At 44.5% G+C, this 24921-nt stretch carries 22 protein-coding genes; 3 read left to right on the forward strand and 19 right to left on the reverse strand.

Annotated features, from left to right (window positions below; translation table 11 throughout):
- Positions 1–109 precede the first annotated feature (109 nt).
- The 12 genes from ELZ47_RS10265 to ELZ47_RS10320 all read right to left on the reverse strand — a co-directional run bounded on the left by ELZ47_RS10265 (position 110) and on the right by ELZ47_RS10320 (position 14139).
- Positions 110–1306, reverse strand: coding sequence for a phosphoglycerate kinase (locus tag ELZ47_RS10265; protein WP_002910741.1), 1197 nt, complete (start codon positions 1304–1306; stop codon positions 110–112).
- A gap of 244 nt (positions 1307–1550) precedes the next feature.
- On the reverse strand, positions 1551–2240 hold the full coding sequence (locus ELZ47_RS10270) for a VIT1/CCC1 transporter family protein (protein ID WP_126435942.1): 690 nt from the start codon (positions 2238–2240) through the stop codon (positions 1551–1553).
- A 176-nt stretch (positions 2241–2416) separates the two neighbouring features.
- The gene (gene leuS, locus ELZ47_RS10275; RefSeq protein WP_125330847.1) at positions 2417–4918 is read right to left on the reverse strand and encodes a leucine--tRNA ligase; all 2502 of its coding nucleotides are present in this window, start codon (positions 4916–4918) and stop codon (positions 2417–2419) included.
- 163 nt (positions 4919–5081) lie between these two features.
- The gene (locus ELZ47_RS10280) at positions 5082–6176 is read right to left on the reverse strand and encodes a glycerol dehydrogenase (protein ID WP_125330846.1); all 1095 of its coding nucleotides are present in this window, start codon (positions 6174–6176) and stop codon (positions 5082–5084) included.
- A gap of 42 nt (positions 6177–6218) precedes the next feature.
- On the reverse strand, positions 6219–6887 hold the full coding sequence (locus tag ELZ47_RS10285) for a fructose-6-phosphate aldolase (protein WP_126435943.1): 669 nt from the start codon (positions 6885–6887) through the stop codon (positions 6219–6221).
- A 14-nt stretch (positions 6888–6901) separates the two neighbouring features.
- Positions 6902–9343, reverse strand: a complete 2442-nt coding sequence (locus ELZ47_RS10290) for a glycyl radical protein (RefSeq protein WP_126435944.1) — start codon at positions 9341–9343, stop codon at positions 6902–6904.
- Positions 9344–9511: 168 nt separating this feature from the next.
- Positions 9512–10813 carry a PTS sugar transporter subunit IIC gene (locus ELZ47_RS10295; RefSeq protein WP_126435945.1) on the reverse strand — a complete coding sequence of 434 codons (1302 nt, stop codon included), beginning with the start codon at positions 10811–10813 and terminating at the stop codon, positions 9512–9514.
- 17 nt (positions 10814–10830) lie between these two features.
- A complete protein-coding gene (locus ELZ47_RS10300) occupies positions 10831–11142 on the reverse strand; it encodes a PTS sugar transporter subunit IIB (protein ID WP_126435946.1) in 312 nt (103 codons plus the stop codon).
- A 20-nt stretch (positions 11143–11162) separates the two neighbouring features.
- Positions 11163–11486: a PTS lactose/cellobiose transporter subunit IIA gene (locus ELZ47_RS10305; RefSeq protein WP_126435947.1), complete on the reverse strand. Its 324-nt coding sequence runs from the start codon at positions 11484–11486 to the stop codon at positions 11163–11165.
- A gap of 328 nt (positions 11487–11814) precedes the next feature.
- Positions 11815–12306 carry a hypothetical protein gene (locus ELZ47_RS10310; protein ID WP_197715323.1) on the reverse strand — a complete coding sequence of 164 codons (492 nt, stop codon included), beginning with the start codon at positions 12304–12306 and terminating at the stop codon, positions 11815–11817.
- 101 nt (positions 12307–12407) lie between these two features.
- Positions 12408–13379 carry a sugar-binding transcriptional regulator gene (locus ELZ47_RS10315; protein ID WP_126435949.1) on the reverse strand — a complete coding sequence of 324 codons (972 nt, stop codon included), beginning with the start codon at positions 13377–13379 and terminating at the stop codon, positions 12408–12410.
- Between the two features lie 16 nt (positions 13380–13395).
- Positions 13396–14139 (reverse strand): DeoR/GlpR family DNA-binding transcription regulator, encoded by a 744-nt coding sequence (locus ELZ47_RS10320; protein ID WP_002916109.1) that lies wholly within the window; start codon positions 14137–14139, stop codon positions 13396–13398.
- A gap of 124 nt (positions 14140–14263) precedes the next feature.
- On the opposite strand from ELZ47_RS10320, the gene ELZ47_RS10325 reads away from it, so the two are divergent.
- Positions 14264–15040, forward strand: coding sequence for a glycyl-radical enzyme activating protein (locus ELZ47_RS10325; protein ID WP_164549612.1), 777 nt, complete (start codon positions 14264–14266; stop codon positions 15038–15040).
- 72 nt (positions 15041–15112) lie between these two features.
- Here the strand turns inward: ELZ47_RS10325 and ELZ47_RS10330 are convergent, their stop codons facing one another.
- On the reverse strand, positions 15113–15982 hold the full coding sequence (locus tag ELZ47_RS10330) for a glycosyltransferase family 2 protein (RefSeq protein ID WP_126435951.1): 870 nt from the start codon (positions 15980–15982) through the stop codon (positions 15113–15115).
- Between the two features lie 210 nt (positions 15983–16192).
- On the opposite strand from ELZ47_RS10330, the gene ELZ47_RS10335 reads away from it, so the two are divergent.
- Complete coding sequence (locus tag ELZ47_RS10335; RefSeq protein ID WP_126435952.1) at positions 16193–17164, forward strand: nuclease-related domain-containing protein; 972 nt, start codon at positions 16193–16195, stop codon at positions 17162–17164.
- A gap of 50 nt (positions 17165–17214) precedes the next feature.
- Here the strand turns inward: ELZ47_RS10335 and ELZ47_RS10340 are convergent, their stop codons facing one another.
- The 6 genes from ELZ47_RS10340 to ELZ47_RS10365 form a co-directional block, all read right to left on the reverse strand.
- Positions 17215–18630: an LPXTG cell wall anchor domain-containing protein gene (locus tag ELZ47_RS10340; protein WP_126435953.1), complete on the reverse strand. Its 1416-nt coding sequence runs from the start codon at positions 18628–18630 to the stop codon at positions 17215–17217.
- A 118-nt stretch (positions 18631–18748) separates the two neighbouring features.
- Complete coding sequence (locus ELZ47_RS10345; RefSeq protein ID WP_126435954.1) at positions 18749–19678, reverse strand: aldo/keto reductase; 930 nt, start codon at positions 19676–19678, stop codon at positions 18749–18751.
- Between the two features lie 9 nt (positions 19679–19687).
- A complete protein-coding gene (locus tag ELZ47_RS10350; RefSeq protein WP_126435955.1) occupies positions 19688–21466 on the reverse strand; it encodes a glycoside hydrolase family 35 protein in 1779 nt (592 codons plus the stop codon).
- Positions 21467–22828, reverse strand: coding sequence for a PTS sugar transporter subunit IIC (locus ELZ47_RS10355; RefSeq protein WP_126435956.1), 1362 nt, complete (start codon positions 22826–22828; stop codon positions 21467–21469).
- Between the two features lie 5 nt (positions 22829–22833).
- The gene (locus ELZ47_RS10360; RefSeq protein WP_126435957.1) at positions 22834–23151 is read right to left on the reverse strand and encodes a PTS lactose/cellobiose transporter subunit IIA; all 318 of its coding nucleotides are present in this window, start codon (positions 23149–23151) and stop codon (positions 22834–22836) included.
- Between the two features lie 8 nt (positions 23152–23159).
- Positions 23160–23477 carry a PTS sugar transporter subunit IIB gene (locus ELZ47_RS10365; protein WP_004188921.1) on the reverse strand — a complete coding sequence of 106 codons (318 nt, stop codon included), beginning with the start codon at positions 23475–23477 and terminating at the stop codon, positions 23160–23162.
- 204 nt (positions 23478–23681) lie between these two features.
- Between ELZ47_RS10365 and ELZ47_RS10370 the strand changes: the two genes are divergently transcribed.
- Entirely contained in the window at positions 23682–24878 is a 1197-nt protein-coding gene (locus tag ELZ47_RS10370) for an ROK family protein (protein WP_126435958.1), read from the forward strand.
- The last annotated feature ends 43 nt before the right edge of the window (positions 24879–24921 follow it).

Below are 24921 nucleotides of genomic sequence, written 5' to 3' on the forward strand. Positions count from 1 at the left end.
CTCTTCCCTCTCTGTTCCACAGATTTTACGTAAAAAAGAAAGGACCAGTCTTTACTAGTCCTTCTCTTATTATAGTTTTATAGAATATTAAATATTCTAGGTTTACTGCTTATTTCTCAGTCAGTGCTGCAAGTCCTGGTAATACTTTACCTTCAAGGAGTTCCATTGATGCTCCACCACCAGTAGAAATCCATGAGAACTTGTCTGCACGGCCAAGGTTGATGGCTGCGGCAGCTGAGTCACCACCACCGATGATTGATTTTACGCCAGGTTGTTTCACGATAGCGTCCATAACACCGATTGTACCAGCTTGGAAGTCTGGGTTTTCAAATACACCCATAGGGCCATTCCAGACAACAGTTTTCGCACCAGTCAACGCTTCATCAAATTTAGCAATAGATTTAGGACCGATATCCAAACCAAGGAAGCCTGGATCCACTGCTTCACCTTCAGTGTCTTTCACTTCAGTGTAGTCAGCAAATGCGTTTGCTTCTTTAGAGTCAACTGGCAAGATCAATTTGCCGTTTGCTTTTTCAAGAAGAGCTTTCGCAACATCCAATTTGTCTTCTTCTACAAGTGAGTTACCGATTTCGATACCTTGCGCTTTGTAGAATGTGTAAGTCATACCACCACCGATAAGGACTTTATCAGCTTTTTCAAGCAAGTTTTCGATAACACCGATCTTGTCAGATACTTTTGAACCACCAAGAATGGCTACGAATGGACGTTCTGGAGTTTCAACCGCTTCTTGGATATAAGCAATTTCGTTTTCAAGAAGGAAGCCAGCAACTGCTTTTTCAACGTTTGCTGAGATACCTACGTTAGATGCGTGTGCGCGGTGAGCTGTACCGAATGCATCATTTACAAAGATACCGTCTCCAAGAGATGCCCAGTATTTACCAAGTTCTGGATCGTTTTTAGATTCTTTCTTGCCGTCCACATCTTCAAAACGAGTGTTTTCAACCAAAAGAACTTGTCCATCTTCAAGAGCATTGATAGCTGCTTCCAATTCAGCGCCACGAGTGACACCTGGGAAAACAACGTCTTGACCAAGTTTAGCAGCCAAGTCTGCAGCTACTGGTGCAAGTGATTTACCTTCTTTGTCTGCTTCTTCTTTGACACGTCCAAGGTGAGAGAAGAGAATTGCACGACCGCCTTGCTCAATGATGTATTTAATAGTTGGAAGAGCTGCAGTGATACGGTTGTCATTCGTAATCACTCCATCTTTCAATGGTACATTAAAGTCTACACGAACGAGGACTTTTTTACCTTTCAAATCAACGTCTTTAACAGTAAGTTTTGCCATGTTACAAAAACTCCTTTTCATATTTTATACGCAACTATTATATCATATTTCCCAAAAGTTTTCTTGATATAAGGAAAATTTTCACAAAAAAGAAGTGCCACGCACTTCTTTCTCTCGAACTTTGGAATTAGAAAATAGGAAAAAGGGCGCTAAACTCATTCAGACAATAGTTAAAGCTGGATTTTTCTCTAGATTTGACAACTCAAAAAGTCAGTAAAAGCACTGACTTCAATTTTTCTTATTCTTATATGGCAAAAGCCTGCCCTACAGCATAGGTAACAGCCATGGTTAAAAGACCGATAATGAGGTTGCGAATCATAGCATTTTTGAGTGGTGCTTTGCCCAATCTAGCGCTGGTATAGCCTGTTCCCAAAAGGGCCAAGGCCACGATTAGAACGGTTGCCCAGATACGGACGCTGGCTGGAAGCAGGATAATGGTAATCATAGGGAAAAGCGCACCAACAGCAAAGGCTAAAAAGCTTGATACGGCAGCATGCCAGGGATTAGTGAACTCCTCAATCTCGATTCCATATTTTTCCTCTACCAAAGCCTCCAACGGATCTTGGAGAAAAGCCCGATTGGTCATGAGCTGGGCAGAAGTCTCACACTCGCCATTTTGAACATAGGCAGCATAGAGAGACTGCCTAGCAATATCCGGATTTTTCTCTAAAAGCTCTCGCTCTCTGGCAACAGCAGCTTCTTCTGTATCCTTTTGAGTAGAAACAGAAACATACTCTCCACCAGCCATAGAAAAGGCGCCCGCAAAGACTGCCGCCAAACCAGACAGAAAGATAATCCAGACATCGTCCGTCGCACTAGCCACCCCAATAACTACACCTGCTATGGAAATAATGCCGTCATTAGCTCCTAAAACCCCAGCCCGCAAGATATTCAGCCGACCGCTAAAATTCGTATCAATTTTATGTTCTTCCACTATTTAAATTTTCTCTTTCTTTTTATTTATAATGATTATAAATAAAACCTAAAACTAATACAAGAGAAAATCGAAAAATGAGAAAAGTTCTACTATTTAAGAGAAGAAAGACATTGAAAAAAGAGCCGTTTTAAACGACTCCTCTCTAAATTCACTATAATGCTGTAACAAACTAATTATTTCACCACGATATTAACTAGTTTATTTGGCACACTAATCACTTTCACGACTTCTTTGCCAGCGATTTCAGATTTAATTTTCTCATCTGCAAGGGCAATTTTCTGCAGTTCCTCACGGCTCAGGTCCTTAGCTACGACTAACTTAGCACGGACTTTACCCTTGATTTGAACTACGATTTCGACCTCTGCCTCGACTAGTTTGCTTTCATCATAAGTTGGCCAAGCTACGTAGGAAATGCTCTTGCCAGTTTGAGCTACTGCCTGCCAGAGTTCTTCAGCCAAGTGCGGTGCGAAAGGCGCAAGCAATTGAATGAAACCTTTAGCGTATTCGACATAGAGTTTTTCTTCCTTGTTGGCTGCATTGACAAAGATCATGAGCTGGGCAATGGCTGTGTTAAACTTGAGCTCCTCAATCTGCTCTGTGACAGACTTGACTGTTTCATGGTAGGCCTTGTCGAGTGCTCCGCTATTTTCAGAAACCAGCTCCTTAGAGTTAAGGAGACGATAAACCCGATCCAAGAACTTGCGGCTGCCTTCCAGACCTTCTTCACTCCAAGCGATGGAGGCATCCAGCGGCCCCATGAACATTTCATAGACACGAAGCGTATCGGCACCATACTGCTCTACTACATCGTCTGGGTTGACCACATTCTTCAGAGATTTAGACATCTTGGCTGGTGCTTGCTCCAGTTCTTCTCCCGTTTCGATGTTGAAGAAAGAGCCATCTCGTTTTTCCACCTTGTCTGTCGCCACTAAAGCACCACGGCTGTCACGGTAGCTAGTCCCCAGAATCATTCCTTGGTTAAAGAGTTTTTGGAAAGGCTCTTTGGTCGGAACCACTCCGATATCATAGAGGAACTTGTGCCAGAAGCGGGCATAGAGGAGGTGGAGTACAGCGTGCTCTGCGCCACCGATATAAATGTCAACTGGAAGCCAAGCCTTGAGCAAGTCTTCGTCTGCTAATTTCTCATTGTTGTGGGGATCAATGTAACGCAGGTAATACCAGCTGGAACCAGCCCATTGAGGCATGGTGTTGGTTTCGCGGCGTCCTTTGACACCATCTTCCCGAGTCACTTCCAGCCAGTCAGTCAGATTGGCCAGAGGGCTTTCACCAGTACCAGAAGGACGGATATCCTTGGTTACAGGCAAGACAAGTGGAAGTTCATTTTCAGGAACAGCCGTTGAAGTCCCATCTTCCCAATGAATAATTGGAATCGGCTCCCCCCAGTAGCGTTGACGGCTAAAGAGCCAGTCGCGCAGGCGATAGGTGACTTTTTCATTTCCGACACCTTCTGCTTCCAGCCAAGCTACCATCTTGTCAATCGCGCCAGCCTTGTCCAAGCCATCTAGGAAGCCAGAGTTAATATGCGGACCGTCTTCTGTGTAAGCAGCTTCAGCAACATTGCCACCCTCTAGAACCGGAATAATCTCTAAATCAAACTGCTTAGCAAACTCCCAGTCGCGCTCGTCATGCGCAGGAACAGCCATGATGGCACCTGTTCCGTAGCTTGCAAGCACATAGTCGGCAATCCAGATTGGGATTTCCTTGCCATTGACAGGATTGATGGCATAAGCTCCTGTCCAGACACCAGTCTTCTCCTTAGCCAAATCAGTCCGAGCCAGGTCGGATTTAAGGCTAGCTGCATGTTTGTAGTCTGCAACTGCTTGGGCTTGTTCTGCACTTGTAATGGCATCAACGAGAGCATGCTCTGGAGCCAAAACAGCATAGGTCGCACCAAAAAGGGTGTCCGGACGAGTCGTAAAGACGGTGAAGTCCTTGTCTGTGTCCTTAATCTTGAAGGTTACATTGGCACCAGTTGACTTGCCGATCCAGTTGCGCTGCATATCCTTGATAGACTCTGGCCAGTCCAGCTCCTCCAAGTCATTGAGCAAACGTTCTGCATAGGCTGTGATTTTCAGCATCCACTGACGCATAGGTTTACGAACGACTGGATAGCCACCGCGCTCAGATGTGCCGTCTGGCAGAACTTCCTCATTAGCGATAGCCGTTCCCAGCTCTTCAACCCAGTTTACTGGCACTTCAGCTTCATAAGCCAGGCCTTTTTCGTAAAGCTTGGTAAAAATCCACTGGGTCCACTTGTAGTAGTTAGGGTCAGTTGTATTGACCTCCCGGTCCCAGTCATAGGAAAAGCCCAAAGCATTGATTTGACGCTTAAAGTTGGCAATGTTTTCTGCTGTAAAGTCAGCTGGATCATTTCCTGTATCCATGGCATATTGCTCAGCTGGCAAACCAAAGGCATCCCAGCCCATAGGATGAAGAACGTTATAGCCCTGAGCCCGCTTGTAGCGGCTGAGGATATCTGTCGCCGTGTAGCCCTCCGGATGCCCTACATGGAGCCCCGCTCCTGATGGGTAAGGAAACATATCCAGCGCATAAAAGTTAGGCTTCCCTTTGTCCGTACCTGTCTTAAATGTATGGTGCTCCGCCCAATATTTCTGCCACTTGGGCTCGATTTCTTTGTGATTATAATAAGCCATTCTTTTCTCCATTTTTTGTACTGTTTCTATTATACCATTTTCAAGGGATTTTGAAAGACGGAATTTCATGACTGCCAGACACATCAGACAAGGGAGCTCTCCACCAAAAAAAGCCACATTGTCATCCCTGCGGTCGAAAGGTGGCTTGTTTTATATTTTGCTTTTATTTATCCAAACCTCTGACATATTGGTCGACTGCTAGGATGGCACCTGCAATGTCAGAAGCTGAAATCTCAAATGGCATCTGATGGATGGTTTCGCCCTCAATCGTCGCTTGCTGACCAACTTTGAGCAAATCTTCATAACTAGCATTTTCCAAATGCATTTCTTTCAGAGTGGTCGGCATACCAATCTTTTGATAGAAGCGAATATATTTTTCCAATTCTTCTTTAGGTCTGTTTTCTAAGAAGAGTTGGGTCAAGGTTCCATAGGCAACTTTTTCACCGTGGGTCAGGTGATGAATATCGCCTGTGAGAGCTGTAAAGCCATTGTGGATGGCATGGGCTGCTGCTAAACCTCCGCTCTCAAAGCCGACGCCGCTGAGAAGGGTATTGGCTTCAATGATATTTTCCAGAGCTGGGGTCACAACTTTTGCTTCACAGGCTGCGATAGCCTGCAGGCCATCTGCAAACAGTGTTTCTTCACACTTCTTCGCAATTGCTACACCAGCTAAGCTCTGTCTTTGTCCCAGCATGGTAGTGCCATTTTTCTGCTGGACAGCACGCGCTTCTACCCAAGTCGCTAAACCATCTGCAATCCCAGAAGCCAAAAGCCGTTTTGGCGCTCCAGCAATCACTTTCGTATCCACCAAGACAAGTTCTGGGTTTTTACTATAGAAAATGTATTTTTCAAAGGCGCCATCTTCTGTATAGATAACAGAAAGTGCTGAAGTTGGGGCATCCGTAGAGGCAATGGTTGGCGCAATGACTACGGGACGACCTAGTATGTCTGCAATCGCCTTCGCACTGTCAATCGTTTTCCCACCGCCTAGACCAATAACCAAGTCTGCTCCGTCTTTTTCAGCCAGAGCAACGACCCGATCAATTTCAGCATCTGAAGCTTCTCCGTTAAAAGCGACATGCAGCACATGAAAACCATAACGAGTAAGGTAGTCATTGAATTTTTCCCCAATAATCTGGTAAACTACATCATCACAAAGCAAGACTGGATGGCTTCCTAATTGAAGAATCTGTTTTGCATTTTCAAACAGGGCATTTTCTCCCTGAATATAACGAGACGGGCTTGCAAAAATTCTCATAGAACACCTCTTTCTTTTTTATAGATAGAGCATTATATATGTTTAAATGTATTCCTGATTGTGAATTGCTGACCAGTCAGCAGCAAAGTCATCCACTGCCTTAGAGATAGACGGCATGGCAAAAGCTGCTGCAAAGATATCTGGTCCTGCTGTAATGGCTTGGGCCCCATCAGCAAAAGCACGATTGATTTGGTCAACATTCTTAAAGGAAGCTGCCAATATTTTGCTGGCGGAATGATCCCGCTCAATTGCCTGAGCTAGCCGGCTAATCACAGCATCTGAATCAATATTGAGATTTTCCATGCGGTTATAGTAAGGAGCAAGATAGTCAGCCCCCGCTTCAATAGCTAATAGACCTTGAAAGGTCGTATAAATGGCTGTCGCTGTAATCTTGTAGCCTTCTGCTTTGAGAGTTTTGATAGCTGCCAGCCCAGCCGGTGTGACCGGAACTTTAATATAGACAGCATCACCGCATTTTTTTCGAATTTCAGCGGCATCCTTCAAGATGCCCTCATAATCTTTAGCAACAACCTGCACATGGATAGATGGACCTTCTCCTATGATTTCCCGAACAGCGCGAATCCGTTCGAAGAAATCTATTTTCCCTTCTTTTTTTGCGATGGTCGGATTAGAAGTCACTCCCGCCAAGGGGAGGACTTCCGACCATTTTTTTATCTCCTCTAAATTTAAGGTATCAAGCATGAATTCCATAAATTGGACCTCTTTTACAACGTGTGCTCCGTACGTCCGATAATATCATCTTGCGTCGCCTTGGAAAGCACATTGAAGAAAGCAGAGTAGCCTGCAACGCGAACAATCAAATCGCGGTGTTTTTCAGGATGCTTCTGAGCATCAATCAAGGTTTCCCGAGAAACGACATTGTATTGGATATGATAGCCATGCAGACGGTTAAAGAATGTACGAAGCAAGGCAATTAGTTTCACTTTATCTTCTTCCTTAGACAGGGTTTGAGGATTCACTTTTTGATTGAGCAGAACGCCTCCTACGATTTCATCTGTCGGCAATTTGGAAACAGATTTTAATACAGAGGTCGGGCCGTTCTTGTCCATATTGTGGGATGGAGAGCAGCCTTCAGCGAGCGGTGTTCCAGCATTGCGGCCATCTGGTGTCGCCAAGGTACCGCGACCTTGACCTACATTTGCTGAAATAGAAGATGTTCCAGAGTAGCGGATACCGCCAATTGGACCGCGGCCATAGCGGGTATTTGGATATTTAGCGATTTCATCCACATAAATATCGTAAGCATCTGTCACTAGCTTATCTGCGTAATCATCATCATTACCATATTTTGGTGCATCATGAATCAGCATCTCTTGAATTTCTTTACCACGCTCACCTGCATAGTCCGTTTCAAGTGCATGCCAGAGTTCAGCCGGAGTCAACCTGCCTTCTTCAAAGACTAGCTTCTTGACGGCCGCCAATGAGTCTGATAGATTGGCAATACCGACTTGAAGACCAGAAATATAGTCATAGACAGCTCCGCCCTCTTTCAAATGCTTACCGCGTCCGATACAATCATCTGTCAAAGCTGAGCAGAGGATATCCGGTACTTCTCTTTCGAGAGACAGGTCGATAGAATTTTCCACGATGACACTCATGCGGGTCAAATGACGCAAGGTCTTGTCCCAAGCCGTTTGCAGCTCAGCAAAGCTCTTCATGTCTTTAAAGTGACCGAAGCTTGGCGCAAAGCGCTTGCCAGATGCTGGATCAATTCCATCGTTCATAGTGATGAGGAGCACCTTAGGGAAGTTCATGTAGCTCATACCTGTACAACGGTAGCCCCATTTACCAGGCACAGCAGTTTCCACACAGCCGATAGCACTGTAGTCGTAAGCATCTTCTTCTAAAACGCCTTTTGCGATAAAGGACGGAATGATGATTTCATCATTATTGAAGGCTGGCATACCGAAACCAAGCTTCATGACTTCGATACACTCATTCATAAAGCGAGCATCTAGGCCTGCATGATAGCGAACGGTCAGATTCGGCTGAGGAAGATGAGTTTGAGCTACAGATTTCAAGACAAGGTAGGAAAGTGGGTTGACTGCATCTCTCTTATCTCTCGTTTGGCCACCGATTGTCACATTTTGATAAAGCGGGCTACCCGCTGATGAGAATGTATGGGCCTGGCTGCGGACTTTATTAATGGTAATCGTCTTAATCCAGAGATTGGTTAAGCGTTCTACAATGCTAGCCTCTGTCTCACGACCAGCTTCCAAATCTGCCTTGACATAAGGATACATGTACTGATCAAAGCGTCCATAAGAGAGTGAATGTCCGTTGGACTCGATCTGAAGAATACACTGGATAAACCAAACAGACTGAACAGCTTCAGCAAAGGTTGATGCTGGCTCGTACGGCACTTTAGAACAAATTCTAGCGATTTCTAAGAGCTCTTGACGGCGCTTAGGCTCTGCTTTTTCTGCCAACTGATTGGCCAAGGCCACAAAACGCTCTGCATAAGCTTTCACAGCATCTACTACGATGAAAATGGAATCATAGAAGTGGTATTTGTCAAGACTAGCCGGATCGGTCAAATCCAAGGCTTCCTTAGCTGCGCGAGCTTTTTCTTCAAAACCTTTCAGTCCATAAGCCAAGAGTTTTTGATAGTTAACCGCCAAGTGGGCGTCCCCAGAGTTCATCTTTCCTTCCATGCCAAAGAAGCCAGTTTCCATATAAACCTGAACTTCTTCTGGAAGGAGAGCCCCTGCTCGAGCACGTAGGTTATTGTTTTCCCAGAAAGGAGCGATGCTGCGGAGCTGCTCTTTGGTTTCCTCTGTGATGTAGAAGACGTCTCCGTCCCGCTTCTCAAAAAGATCTAGTTCATTGAGTACAAACTCTAAAGTATACTCTGGGAAAATAGGCGCATCTTTATTAGATGAAGCCTGATTACCGACAATCATCGTTTCATCTTCGATATAAAGCGTCATATTTTCCAAAATCTCTTTGAGCATGTAAGCACGTTTCAACACATTTGGTTTTTCCTTATGCTCATCATAGGCCTTGGTAGCTAGGACAGCACGCTCTGCGTCAATATAGGGCTTTTTATTTAAAACATCTTCCCGATATTTATTCATCCGCTCTGTTAAGCTGCCAAAATAGTCTGTTTTTATTGTTGTTCTTTCTACTTCTTTTACTTGGATCATTTGGTCACGACCTTTCTTATGAAATTTAATTTATTTCTTTCGTAACTATTGTAACATGCAAAATCCTAGAATTCAATCATTTATAGGCGATTACAGAATTAAAGATTTTTTGCACATTTGTGCCAACTGAGCCAAGAAACTTTTGTGTTTATATTCATCAAAGTCAGATTATTCTTCATTTTCCAATTCGTTATTGTAGGCAATCTTATCCTGAAACTTCACGAATGGGAAATAGACAAAGGCGGACATGGCTAGGATGACAATTTGAATGACTGCCCCTTGCCAGCCAGCGACCATAAAGCCAGAAATGATAGCCGGTGTACTCCAAGGCAAAGTCACACCTGCGAATGGTTGCATAAAGCCAACCGCAATTGCCATGTAGACAATCAAAGCAGCCAGAACCGGTACCAAAACAAATGGCAGGAACATAACTGGATTCATCACAATCGGAAAACCAAAGACAACTGGCTCATTGACATTAAAGATTGCCGGGAAAGCAGCAACTTTCCCCAGAGCCTTATACTGCTTAGACTTGGCAGCAAAGAGCATGGCTACGACCACTCCGAAAGTAATACCTGAGCCCGATAAGATAAGAAAGCTATCCAAAAATTGCTGGGTCACAATATGAGCACCTTGACTGACAGACAGCTTATCTGCAGCAAGCAGGGCCTTATTAGCATCCAGATTTGACAGCAGCAAGGCTGTTACGACACCATTGACAACGGACTGGCCGTGAACGCCGAACCACCATAAGAAAGAAATAAAGAAAGCAATACCGATAGCTCCATACAGAGAGCCTGTCAGACCTTGCAGAGGCACCTGAATGACATCGTAAATCATCTCAATAAAGGTACCGCCACCAGTCGCTATCTTGGCAATAATATAAACAAGCATTGACAGCAAGAAAATAACGAAAGCTGGAATCATGGCTTCAAACTGCTTGGCAATCGCCTGAGGAACCTGCTCTGGCATTTTGATGACAATATGCTTTTGAATGAAAATCGTATAGATACTGCCAACTGCCAAACCAATGAGAATGGCCCCAATGATTCCTTGACCGCCAAACCAGACCTTGGCAATCGCATCTCCAATCGCTTCACCCTTTTCTGGTATGTAGGAGGATTTCAAAAGGATAAAGAAGGAAGAAAGAGACAGCACTCCTGCCGGCAGAGGCTCCACACCGCTGTTCTTGGCATAAGAATAGCCAATTGAAAAACAGGAAATCAGCCCCATAATGGCAAAGGTTCCTGAATAAACCTGCATAAACGGTTCAGTCCAGTCTGCTCCAAATACACCAGCAATGGCTTGATTTAGACCTTCAAACGGCAATTGCCCTACAATCAAGAATAGACTTCCCACAACTGTAAGAGGCAAAATTGCCAACATACCGTCTTTTAAGGCGATAATCCCGCGCATATTGACAAATTTCATAATCGGCGCAATGATTTTTTGAGTATCCACTTTAGACATGACGAAGCTCCTTGATTTTAATGTTTATCCAACAAACTAAAAGCGAGGTTTAGCACTTTTTTACCATCTAGCATACCGTAATCAGCCATCGGAATAACTGCAATCGGAGTATGGCAGCTGTCGCAAATAGCTGTAGATTTGTCTAGTGTATAGGCTACCTGCGGGCCCAATAAAGCGACATCCAGATCCGCTGCATAATCAGCCAGCTTAGCCTGAGAGTAGGCTTCAATCTCAGCTTCCAGCCCTTTTTCAGCTGCAGCTATCTTCATATTGTTGACCAACATTCCTGTTGAAAAACCTGCCGCGCAGAACAAACCAATCTTAACCATCTTTTCATCCTCCTGATGATTCATTTTTTCCCTTGTAATTCTCTTCTCAAGTCGATGATTTCTTTGATGAGGTTAATCTCTGTAATGCTAGTCATCAAATGATCTTGAGAATGAACAAACAGCGCTGTAATCTCTGTTTTCGTTCCTCCAGCTTCCTGAGCTAGGAACTTGGTCTGCAAGTTATGAGCCTCTAACAGCGCCTTATCTGCAAGCTTAATCTGCTCATCGCATTCTGAAAACTTACCATCTTTAGCTAGTGATAAAGCCTGATAAATATGCTGCTTGGCATCACCAGCGTCTAAGATAAGGCCCATGATAATTTGATCTGCTACAATCATTTCCATATGTTACAACCGCTCCTATCTTTATAATTAACAAAAACCTGTTCTTTTGTTTGAAAGTGATTTATTTTTGTTTGTAACTAGAATGTATCACCTTTAGCTCAGTCCGTCAATACATTATAGAACAAAATAGCTAATTTAAATTTTTTAGCACATTTGTGCAAAAAGGAGCCTCCACAAAAAACAACTCCTATACAGCTGTATTCATCTGCGAATCAAAGGCACTCTATTAGATACGAGCGATAAGCAGATTCGACACAAAAAAAGAAGCAGCAGCTACTTGCTTCTACTTCCTCATATATGCTATTTTAAGAAACCGAAACTTATCTTTTTAAACAGCTTTCTCAATTTCCTTTGCTATTTTACTTTTCCGCAATTTCCTATGGAAGATGTATTTCAATAAAACAGCAGGATTCAGACTGTAGGATAATTGCAATTTAAAATAATTAATCCACTCGATGACAGCAAAAAAACAAATTGCTAAAGAGATTATGCCTGTGCAAAGTTCACTGTAATTTAAAATAATTATCAGGGCTCCCACACCCAGTAAAATAAGGTCTAAAATCTTTAGTATCTTGTAAATTTTGCCTGTATATATTTCAGCAAATCCTGGATTGGAAATCCTTTTTATCAAAATCCACCAGAAAACAGAGCCCTGTATCAGAATAAAACTCAGTACAAACAAGGAGAAAGAAATAGAAATCAAAGCTCCAGTAGTAAAAATCCATTTTTTTAGCAGGAAAAAATTTATCCAAAATACTAGCACAGCGACTAGCTCCCCTGTGGCTAAACTAGTCAATTTTTGTTTCATAGGCTTTTTCAAATCAACAATCCACCTCCATACATAGCCGCTAATCCACTATTAAAAAATAGAATCCCTAAATTCCGTCTTGAAAATCTCTTGCACCTGAGATTCCACTGACATCAAGAAGTGAAGGAACTCCTATCTCCATCCAAGTCTAGCATTTTCAAAATAGTCGCTTCATCCGTAACTAAATGATTGACATAGCCAGCTCGCAACACCGCTAAGATAGCAGCAGATTTTTGACTGCCATAGGCAAAGGCTAGACTAAGCTGCACCTTTTTCAAATTTTCCAAAGAGATAGCAATCGTTCGATTTTGCAAATGCTGGTAGACCATCTCCCCTTTTTTATTAAAGAAGCGACAGCAGATTTCTCCGACAGCATCCTGACTCTCTAGAGCAAGAAAATCCTCTGAGGTCAGCATGTCCAGCCATTGGCGATTTCCCGTGTCAACCTGCCCTCCAATACCAACCACAGCCACATCCAGCTCCTGCCAGCTGCTTTTTAGATCTTCAAAATATTTAGAAGCTAAAATTCCATTTGTCAGCTGCTCATCTTCCTGAATAATCGTGGAATTTATAAAACGGCAGTCCCCATGGTATTTTCCAGCCATACTATAGATGAGCGTATTCACATGGTAACGTGCATGGATATGACTGGGACCACCTGCCAAAGGAAAGAAATGGACATTTGTCAAATGCTTGCTGCTGGAGTGCTCTACTAAAAGGCTCAAGCTCTTGCCCCAAGAAAATCCCACTTTATCATTGTCTTTAATAAGGCTGCGTAGCATACCTGCAGCAGCTTGAGCCAACCTCTCTTCCAGGTCTGCTGGAGATTCATCCACTAAATTACTGACAATTTCGATTCCCTTGAGCCCATATTTTTCTTTTACATAGTTTTCCAAATGGAACAAGCGGGTATCAAAGTCTTCAATCTCAATCTTTACAATGCCCTCTTTTTTAGCTTCTGCCAGCATTCGGCTAATGGTGGTGCGATAAATCCCTGTCTCAGCCGCAATGTCAGACTGGCTTCTTTCTTCGATATAGTAGAGATAAGCAATTTTTGCCAATAGTTTTTTTCTTTCATTTTTCATCTTATCTCCTTCTCTGCTAGATCAGAGTCAGCTTGATATCGGCAGCTTTCAAGCGCTCAACAGCCTCTTTAGGAATCGCCTTGTCAGTCACCACTTGGGCAATCTGCTTGAAGCCGAATCTCTTAACTATTCCTTTTCTGGTAAACTTGCTTGAGTCCGTCAAGACAATCATCTGGTCAGATGCCTCTGACATATACTGCACAACCTCACTCCGCATCAGATCCTTGCCTGTAAAGCCTAGATTTTCATCATAGCCATCTGTTCCGACAAAAGCATGTTCTACGTGAAAAAAGCGGATCATTTCCTTGAGAAGAGGCCCTACTGTCACTTGAGAATCTTTCTGAAATTCTCCGCCCAGTAAGATAATTTTACAAGAATCAGTTTGTTTTATATAATCCGCAATAAAATAAGAATTGGTAATAATCTTGACATTCTTCTTCGTTCGGCAGATTTCCTCAGCTAGTAAGGCACAGGTCGAGCCTGATTCGATCATAATGGTTTCATTATCCTGAACGATTTTTGCTGCTTCCTGAGCAATCCGGCGCTTGGTATCATAATGAAAGGAAAGCCTGACATTCAGATCATCGCCGCTATTTAAAACAGCATAGCCATGCTCTCTGCGCAACAGACCTTTGGTTTCCAGCTTATCCAAGTCTTTGCGAATCGTTACTTTGGACACTTTTAAGCGGTCAGACAAAGTATTGACATCGATTCGTTCAAATTCAGATACTAATTTAACAATTTCATCTAAACGTTCCATTCTATCACCTCTGCTATTATTGTAACAAAAGACGTCTTAAAAATAAAATAAAAATAACTTTCATTCGTAATTGTTTTTCTTTCTAAAATAAGTTATAATGATTGTATCCAAAGGAGGCCTGAGTATGGAAACAACAAAAGGAATTATTTTCAACATCCAACATTTCAGTATTCATGATGGACCAGGGATTCGTACAACGGTTTTCCTCAAGGGCTGTCCTCTGCGCTGCCCTTGGTGCTCTAACCCAGAATCACAGCAATTCAGACCCGAGCCTATGCTGGATGCCACTACCAAAAAAAGCATCACTATGGGGGAGGAAAGAAGTGTCGAGGAGATTATCAACGAAGTCCTAAAGGACAGAGATTTTTATGAAGAATCTGGCGGTGGCCTGACCTTATCTGGCGGAGAGATTTTCGCCCAGTTTGAATTTGCCAAGGCCATTCTCAAAGCCGCTAAGGAAAAAGGGATTCATACTGCTATCGAAACAACTGCCTTTGTAGAACATGAAAAATTCGTGGATCTCATCCAGTACGTTGATTTCATCTATACCGATCTGAAACACTATAACTCTGTCCACCACCGCAAGGTGACTGGAGTAAAAAACGAATTAATTGTTCAGAATATCCACTACGCCTTCACTCATCAAAAGACGATTGTTCTGCGCATTCCTGTCATTCCAGATTTTAACGACTCTTTAGAAGATGCGGAGCAGTTTGCGACCCTGTTTAATGAACTATCCATCGATCAAGTCCAGCTGCTTCCTTTCCATCAATTTGGCGAAAATAAATACAAATTACTCGGCCGAAAGTATGCCATGGAAGATGTCAAGGCCTTGCACCCCGAAGACTTATTTGAATACCAAGATGTCTTTTTGAAGCATGACATTAATTGTTATTTTTAGTCTTTAATTTTTAAAACACTAAAAAAACAAGCTACGCTTTCAGCCCTATGGTTGAAAGGTGGCTTGTTTTGTTTATTCTCCAAACAGTCTGAGTTTGCTTTCAATTTCCTGATACACCCGACTGGACTGCATACCGACGGCTGCAGCGCTGTCGCGACAATACTGGAGCAGGAAAGTGTAGTACTTGTAGTAGAAGCTGAGGTCATAGCCCAGCTTACCTAGAATGGCTAGCTGCTCCTCAAAACCTACAATCAAGTCTCGAAACCACTGCTCATTCCAAGTCATGGAGATGCTATTTGGACGTAAGCGATAGTAATAGAGCGGTTCATTGAGATAGATAATCTTGTCTGACTGAAGATAAAGCTTATAAGTCGTAAAAGCATCTTCTGCCACTCGGCCGACTGGATAGCGCACTGTATCAAAGAGCTTACGCTTATAGAGCTTGGCCCAGGCACAAAGAAAGACACCGTCTACCATGCGCCGTCTAGGGTACTCCTCAATCATCTCTTCTCGCGTATAGAGGGTTTCAAAATGCTCTGTCGAATAGTAGAGGAAGGCTGAATCCTCTGCACGAAAACTACAGTGGTGACCAATGGCAATATCCGCATCGTACTCTTTCAGCTTTTCATAAAGACGGGCAACATGCTGCTCAGGCAGCCAGTCATCTGAATCAACAAAAATCAAATAGTCTGCACTGGAGTGCTCAATCCCTGTATTGCGGGCACCGGACAAGCCTTGATTGTCCTGATGAATGAGACGAATCCTCGCATCCTGGTCAGCCAGCTCTTGGCAAATCTGGCCCGAAGCATCTGTTGAACCATCATTGACTAGAATAATCTCCAGATTTTGATAGGTCTGACGACAGACGCTGTTCACACATTCTGCTAAATACTGCTCAACATTGTAAACAGGGATGATAACACTGATTAATTCCTGAGACATGATAACTCCTATTCTTTTCCTGTCTTTTTATTATACATGATTTTTTAGGTTTGTGAGGTGTTTTTGGAAAATAAGTTTTTAAAGGATAGCTTTCTATTTTTAGACACATTTTGTTCTATTGTTCAATTGCTGTGTTTTTACACTTATAAAAATCTTTCGTTCTTTATTTTGTGCTATACTCGAATTAGGGATTTTAAGGGAGATTAGGAAATGATTGGATTCTTTTTCGTCGCATTTGTGGCTGTCTTTGGCATCGTCTTTTTTATCAGTTATAAGCTACTTGAAGACCGAGAAGATACAGACTCGGATTGGTCGTCCAGCCAAAGCCAAGAGCCTGACTATTTCCAGCAAACTCAGACTGCCCCTTGGGAACTCAAATACAACAAGGGAAAACAGGGAGAGTACCAGCTTGGTCAGGTCTTGAACCAGCTCTATGGCTATAAAAAGATTTTGTACAATCTCTATATTTTCAAAGAAGATGGCTCTACTACTGAGATTGATGCCCTGCTGATTCATCCATCTGGAATTTACATTTTTGAGTCCAAAAACTACAAGGGCTGGATCTTTGGCTCAGAAAACCAGCAATACTGGACTCAGGTTCTTTCCGGTGGACGCGGAAAATCTTACAAGCATTCTTTTTTCAATCCCATTATTCAAAATAAAGTTCATCTCAAATGGCTGAGCTACTATCTCAACAAATACACGCCCAACCTGTACTCCTATATCGTCTTTGGCAATGACTGTCAGCTTAAAGAAATCCATCTAAACAGTGACAGGCATAAGGTTATTCAGACCTGGCAAGTGATCGGGACAATTGACCGGCAGGCCTGCCAAAGTCAAGTCTACCTGTCGCCTGAGCAGATTGACGATCTCTATCGTATGCTCCTGCCCTTGACCAAGCGAAAGCAGGCCATCAAAGAGCGTCATATTAACAGCATTGCTCAGCAGAAACAGAGAATACAAGCAGAAAAAATCTGCCCTCGCTGCCAGCATGGATTGGTGCTCCGTACAGCAGCCAAAGGTTTTAAGACCGGTCAGAAATTTTGGGGCTGCTCCAATTTCCCAAGATGCCGCTTTACTCAAAAATACCAGGAGTCAGTCTGCAGTCCTCCCGCTACGCAAGCACCTAATTTTGGACAACCTGTCGTGCAAAACCTAAATCAAACACAAAGCAACAGCTAGAATCTGCTGTTGCTTTTTTGTAGATTATTTTTCCCTCTAGCTTGCAAAACCTAATATTTTTTCTTCAAGCCAAGGAAACCAGCTACCAGTCCTAAGAGCCCGAGCCCAAGCAGATTGGCCAATAGGCTGCTTTGACTGCCGGTCTTAGGCAGTTGTTTGGAAGAAGCTTGCTCAAGAGTTGGCTGTTGAGACGCTGCTTGAGGGTCCGTCTGGCCGCTTGCTTTGTAGGTCAGATTTTCCACCTGGCTCCCCTTTGGATCAGGTCTTGCAGGAGTTGGCTGCTGGGCTTGATTTTGGGGAGCCTGCTCCATATCGGCCAGCGGCACGATACTCTTCATAAACTCATCTTGTGAAATGGCCCTTTCTTCGACTGCATCTTGAATACCAGTGAGGCTGACAAAATAGTAACGAGCCCAATCCTTGGTCAGTCGCTGAATACCAGCCAGACCAGCTCCTGGATACCAGAGCGGCTTGCTCACTTCTTCAGCAAATTTCCAGTCACCGCCAACTTGAATACCAAGCTTGGCATCTGGGTCAGATTTTTCAGAAATACGAGCTTCTACGGAAACTAAAACAGCTCGAATGGTTTGAGGATTTGGAATATCACGGGCCTGATCAGAACCCCAGTGGGCAACCCGATCCTGCTTAGGTAAGACCTCAATAGCTGTTCCTCCGCCAGCCAAGGCTTCCTGCCGTGCATCTCCTACGTTGCTCGACATATTCCCCTTGAATTGAGAAACCCATTGAACCCCTTGAGGGTGATCTACAATTTTCTCCCAGACATTGGAGTCCTTCCGAAGGACGAAAGCCTGCATGTTCCGAATATCCGCCCAAGCATTGCCAGCCTTATTGTCCGTCATTTCCATCACAACGCCCCAAGGATCAAATTCATTCATCCATTTGCCGCGTTCCTTGTCAAAGACAGCCTGCGCTTCTTCGTCGGTCATCCCTTCGCCTTTATAAGCTAGGTAGTACCAATCAGCTGCGGGGTCATAAGTCGGACGACCGCCTAACACGACGGCTCCGCCATTAAATTGGCCGGGGCCGCCATTAGGGCCACGCTTTTGCCGCTCCCCATTTTCTTCAACGACATTTTCCTCCGACCAAACCCAGACATCCCCTTGATTGGCTCCCATCTGAGCAATGGCGCGCTGCTTCTGCTCATCGGACATGACCTGACTGGCTGGCAACTCGGTAGCAGCTGTAGCTGATTCGGCCTGACTTGCAGGAGCTGCTTGGGGTTCAGCCACAGCTGGATTTTCAGCCTCAGGACTTGCTTGGGCTGCTGGAGAAGCCGGCGTTTCAGCTACTGCGGCAGGAGCAGGCGCAACATCTTCCGCTTCAACTCTTGAGACGCACGTCAAAGCTGCTAAGGACAAGAGGGAAGCACATAGCAGCAAGCCGCTTCCATACTTGGCAGCAGAAGCAGATTTTGCTAGGCTTTGCCAAGAAAACTTATTATTCATATCATTCTCCTTTCATAGGGCACAGAGTCAAGCTTAATCAATGAAATATGCAGGCCAATTCGCTGCTCTTGGTCTTCATTGATTCTGAATAACAAATAATCTCCCTGCAAAAACAAGCTTAGGGCAGAGGATTCCCTGCGCTCTTGTATATCTTATACCAGTCAGCCCGAGAGAGCTCAATATCAAAAGCAGCCACCATTGAGCGAATTCGCTGCGGATTCATGGAGCCAACAATCGGCTGCATTTGTGCCGGATGACGCAAAATCCAGGCCAGAACCAAGGCTTCAAAGGAAACTTGATAGTCTGACGCAAAGGCATGCAGAGTTTCTGTAAGCTGAGCATATTTAGGATGCTCCATAAAAAGTCCCTGGTTCAAGTCAACCTGAAATGGTGACCAAGGCTGAATCGTGATATGATGCAATCGACAATAGTCCAGCACACTACCATCCCGGACGATTGCTAACGGATTGAGCATATTGGCATTGAGCCCAGCATCCAGCATCGGAGTATGGGCAGGACCAAACTGCAGTTGGTTGGCAATCAAGGGCTGCTCCACACTTTTCTGTAGTAGCTCGATCTGATAAGGATTTTGATTGCTGACTCCGAAATGGCGGACCTTCCCAGCTTGGTGTAGCTGTGAGAAAGCCTCAGCCACCTCTTCCGGCTCCACAAGAGCATCTGGCCGGTGTAGGAGGAGCACATCCAGATAGTCTGTCTGCAAACGCGCCAAGCTGGCTTCAACCGAACGAATAATATAATCCTTAGAAAAGTCAAAATGGTAGTTGGTGTGAACATCCCGCAGTCCGCACTTAGACTGGATGAGAACTCGGTCCCGGGGAATCTTAGCCAAGCGAAGAGCCTGCGCAAACTTGGCTTCTGACTGCCCACCAGCATAAACATCTGAGTGGTCAAAGAAATTAATTCCCACTTCTACGGCTGTTTCAAGAACGGAAACAACCTCTTCGGGATCGTGCTCTGCCAGTCGCATACAGCCCAAAACCAGCTGACTGGCTTCTTTCAGTTCATTCCCGACTGTCATATATTTCATCGCAACACCTCATTTCTTATAGACTGGATGGTCAAGCAAGGTCAACTCTTCAATCTTGACATTTTCAGTTTCAAAGACGATAAATTCATTCTTTTCCTTGAGTAAGCCAGACGGCACATAGAGATAGTGAATAGGCCCTTCATTCCAGTAGCGGCCAAGGTTGAAGCCATTGACCGAAATACAGCCCTTCCCATACTTAGAGCAGTCGATGAAGGTATCAGCAATGTCATCCAACTCTGCTTCAAAGCGATAGAAGGTCGGTGCTTTGACTCTTTCCGGTGGAGCTGAGTAGCAGTCTAGCTTGGCCAGCATTTCCTGATCAAATTTGAGAGCATAATGCTTCCAGCCCTTGCGAAACTGGTGGTTAATCATGATACCACCCTTGACTCCCTTGGATTGACTGGGTGCGCCCAGCTTGTAACCATAGTTGACCCGCCCCATATTTTCCACCAGCACATCAATCTGAATCCGCTCGGTATCAGCTGAGAAGAGCATCTCATCACCGATTTCTTCCCGATACTGGGTAGCTAGGTGCTCCTGATTGATATAGAAATGACAGCGGTCATGAGTCTCCAAGGCCTTGAGCCTTTCCTCATGGTATTGATTTTTGATATCGGAACGGTAGAGGATATAGCCATGATTCTGCCCAATCTGCTCCATAGGCTGCGGATAATCCAGCTGAATTTCCTCTGTGATGTCCGCTGCAACATCCAGCAGATTTGCAGTCCCAAGCAGCGGAAAACTGCCATAGGCCTTGGCCTGTCGGCTAATAGGCTCCATCTGCTCAAACTCGGGAAAGACCTCGTGGGTCACCCGCTGAACAGCGTAGTATTTCTCGGTCGGCTGCCCCCACTCAGTAATAGGAGCGTCAAAATCATAGGAGGTAATCTGCGGCAAATCCTTGGTCTTTCGAGCTGAACAGCCACTGATAAAGCCAAAGTTTGTCCCACCTCTCAGTAAGAAGAGGTTCATGCTGCCCAACTGCAGCATTTCTTTGACATCCTGGGCCAAATCTTCGGCTTCTCGCCGAACGATTTCCTCGCTCCAGCGGCTGAACCAGCCGTCCCAAAACTCAGTACACATAAGCGGCCATTTCTTGCCATAGCGCTCCATGAAAGCTCGTAGATTGTCTGTGTTTTCCTTGGGTTGGGAGCCAAAATTCCCCGTCACAAAAATATCATCCTCAATCAAGGTCCCAGACTCCAAAGCCTCTATCCATGTCCCATCAGAAGTAAAGAGGGGAACCGTAACGCCACGAACCTTCATCATCTGTGCAATGCTGCGCATGTAGGCCTTGTCCTCGGCGTAAGAACCGTATTCATTTTCCACCTGCATCATGAGGATAGGGCCGCCTTGATCACTCTGATAGGGCAGAAGCTTGGGAAAGAGCCAGTCATAAAAATGACTGACCTTTTCCAGAAACAGCGGATGATTGACCCGCAGGCGCATCGAAGGATATCTCAAGAGCCAAGCTGGCAGGCCGCCAAAGTCAAACTCTGCACAGATGTAAGGCGTCGGACGGACAATGAGATAAAGCCCCATCTCCTCAACCAACTTGAAGTATGCTTCAAAATCCAGCATGCCCTCTGCCTGAAACTGACCTTCTTGAGGCTCATGCAACGCCCAAGGAATATAGGTTTCTACCGTATTAAAGCCTAAAGCTTTAAGATTGTAAAGGGTATCTCGCCACTGGTCTGGATGAAGCCGAAAATACTGAATAGCTCCCGATAAAATCTTAAAAGGCTTGCCATCCAGGTAAAATTCTTCTTTAATTTCAAATTTTGCCATCTATCCAAGCTCCTCCTGTTTATCTGCCATTTTGACAAAGGGCAGATATATAGCGGTTGAAATAGCGATATTAACCAGCGAAAGAATAATTGCCCGCCAGTCGAAGGCCGTCGCAAAGAAACCGTAGAGAATCGGCGGCATGACCCAAGTAACGTTTTGAGTAACCGGCGCAACCAAGCCCATAGAGGTTGCAAAGTAGGCTACTGTTACCATGACCATTGGCGTCAGGACGTATGGAATAAACATAATTGGATTCAAAACGATTGGCAGACCGTACATAACCGGCTCACCGATGTTGAAGATCATTGGGAAAATTCCTAACTTAGCCACTTCGCGATAGTGCTTGTTCCGAGATTGCCAGAGAATGGCAATGGCAACCCCAATCGCATCAAACCAGACAAAAGCACCGAAAGAATTATCCGTCCACATGTAAGGAATCGCTTGCCCAGCCTGATAAGCTTCTAGATTGGCCAGCATGGTCACACCAAAGAGACTGGCCATAACTGGCGCCAGCACATTACCACCGTGCAGTCCGAAGAACCAGAAAATCTTATTGAGAAAGACAATGAGCAGCACAGCCCAGAAACTTTGAGACAAGCTGAGAAGCGGTGCCTGAAGAATCTTGTAAATCCAGTCAATCAACAGCTCGCCTGTCACCAGATTAAAGAGGTAGGTCGCAATTCCCACGACATACATGGCAATCGCAGCCGGAATGATAGACAGGAACGGCTTCATGATAGCTGGCGGAACAGAATCTGGCAGTTTAATCGTCCAGTTACGATTCATGACCTTACAGAAGATGATGACAGATACAAAACCAATCAGAATGGCAGTAAAGTAACCACGCGCACTGATTTGGTCACCTGGAATGACACTGTTAATCGTCACAGACAAGTTACTGCCGTCAAGTTTTAGCTCTGGAAGTTTTGAAATCGCCTTGCTCAGCCCGGGTGTTTTGCCAGCTAACTCAAAGGTTTTAGTAACTGATCCACCAATGGTAATGATGTAGGAAGCAACAGCTACCAGACCGGCAGACACCTTATCAGTATTGTAAATTTTAGCGATATTGACCCCGAAGGTAAAGAGGAACAAGAGGGTAACGATAGGAATACTGCCCTTGAATACCAGCCAGTTAATATCAATCAGCCACTGGAAGGTAGAGGAAATCCAGGTCCAGCCGAACTGCCCTGGCAAGTCAGATAGAAAGGCGTTGACCATGAGGGCGAAAGAGCCCGTCATAATCACAGGCATGGTCCCAATAAAGGAATCCCGCAGGGCAACCAGAAATTTTTGGTTGCCGATTTTATTGGCAATAGGCATGAGACGCGCTTGCCATTTATCAACCAAACTACTCATCTGCATTTCTCCTATTCATCAAATTTTTTATGTAAATCAACAATCTCCTTTGCCAAATCAACAAAGGCGATACTGGTCATGAGATGATCCTGCCCATGCACCATAAATAAACTAAGTTCTGTCTTCTCTCCTTGTGCCTCCTTGCTCAGCATTTCAGCTTGAGCGTGATGGGCTTGCAGCAGGGTCTTCTGAGCCTGACTCAACCTCTCCTGAGCTCGGTCAAAATCCTGCTTTTTAGCTGCTGCGATGGCTTCGATAGCACAAGACTTGGCCTCTCCGCCATACATAATGAGGGTCATAGCGACCTCTAAGGAATCTTTATTTTCCATAGGAATACCTACTTCATGAGCGACTCTGCCAGATCTAGGACCTTATCCCCCTTCATCATTCCGTAGTCCGTCATAGGAATGACATCGACCGGAATGCCTTTTGAAGCTAATTTTTCCTGTAAATCCTCCAACAGATAACGGACCTGAGGCCCCAGCAAAAGGACATCAACCTTTTTCTCGCTCAGATAGTCTTCTGCTTCTGACACTGGCACCGCAAATATCGTCGCAGCTAAACCTCGCTCCTCTGCAGCTTTCTGCATTTTATTGACCATGAGACTGGTGCTCATCCCAGCTGCACAGACTAACATAATCTGTTTTGTTTCCATCGGCATCCTCCTTTATGAATCTGACCTAGCCTGCAACGACGCTTGTCATTTATTTTTAATATATAAACAAAAATCCAAAAATAGAATATTTTTCACTATGTTATTAACATTCTATAAACATTATAACTATTTTTCTGTACTATGTCAACGCTTACATTTGAGATTTCTAGCTTTTTTTGATAGTATAGCAGCAGAGGAAACAAGATGACACGAACTAGAAAACAAAACGAGCTAAGGGCAACTGTTCTGGATCAGCTCTATGCCAAACGACCAATTTCCCGGATTGATATTTCAAAAGAAACTCAAATTACACCAGCCACGACCGGCAGCATCATCAATGAACTGATCAAGGAAGGCTTGGTACTGGAGCTAGGCGAGCTCAATGATGAGAGCGTAGGCCGCAAGAAAACCCTGCTGGATATTGCGCCTCGTAGCCGCTACTATCTAGGCTTTGAGATTTCTGAAAAACAGCTAGCCATCGTCATCGCTGACAATACCGGTGAGATTGCAGAAAGCAGCATTCGGACTTATCAGATTGAGGTGACAGGCGGCCCGTCTGACCAGGAAATCATCCGGCTGATTCAAGATTTTCTAAAAAAGAACAGCCAATACTCTATCTCAGCGATTGCCCTCGGGCTGCCGGGGCATGTGAATCTCTCTGAGAGTGATTTTATCATTTCTAAAAATCCCCACTGGGGACAGATTAACCTGCGGACTATTCAAGAAGCCTTTGACCTCCCTGTCTACTTTGCCAATAAGTCCCACTGCCTGACACTGGCTGAACGCCTCTTTAGCTATCATCCAACAGACAGCAATTTTATCGTCTATCATGTCGCCCGAGGTATTCATTGCTCTTACATGTACAAGGGCAGCATTTACAGCCAGGATAATTATCTTATCGGGGAGGTGGGGCATACCGTCATCAATCCTGAAGGCGAGCGCTGTCCTTGCGGTAAGCAGGGCTGCCTGCAGGTTTATGCCAGCGAGAGCGCTCTGATTGATAAAGCAGCTATCCTGTATCGGGCTTCCCAGACCTCGCTCTTAAAGACCCTTGTAGAGGATGCTAATGATATTGATTTGACAAGTCTGATGACTGCCTATCGCTTAGGAGACCTGGGCAGCATTGAGTTGATTCATACTGCCTGCCGCTATCTGGCCATTTCCATTTCCAACCTCTGCCAGCTTATTGATAGCGAAAGGATTTATCTGGACGGCCAGCTCTTCTCCTATCCGGTGATTGCCGAACAGGTCCTGGCTCAGTTAGAGCAGGAAGTACCTCTCTTTCCAAAACAAAAACAAGCAGAGATTGTCATTATCCCCTACTCTAAATACAGCATTGCCCGCTCTGCAGTCAGCCTCTGTGTCTATCATGAATTTTTAGATAAAAAAGGAAACCTATAAAAGACGAGACAAGAATCTCGGTCTTTTTTATAAAAAATAGAGA

The organism is Streptococcus sanguinis (genome assembly GCF_900635155.1).
GTDB classification, from domain to species: domain Bacteria; phylum Bacillota; class Bacilli; order Lactobacillales; family Streptococcaceae; genus Streptococcus; species Streptococcus sanguinis_G.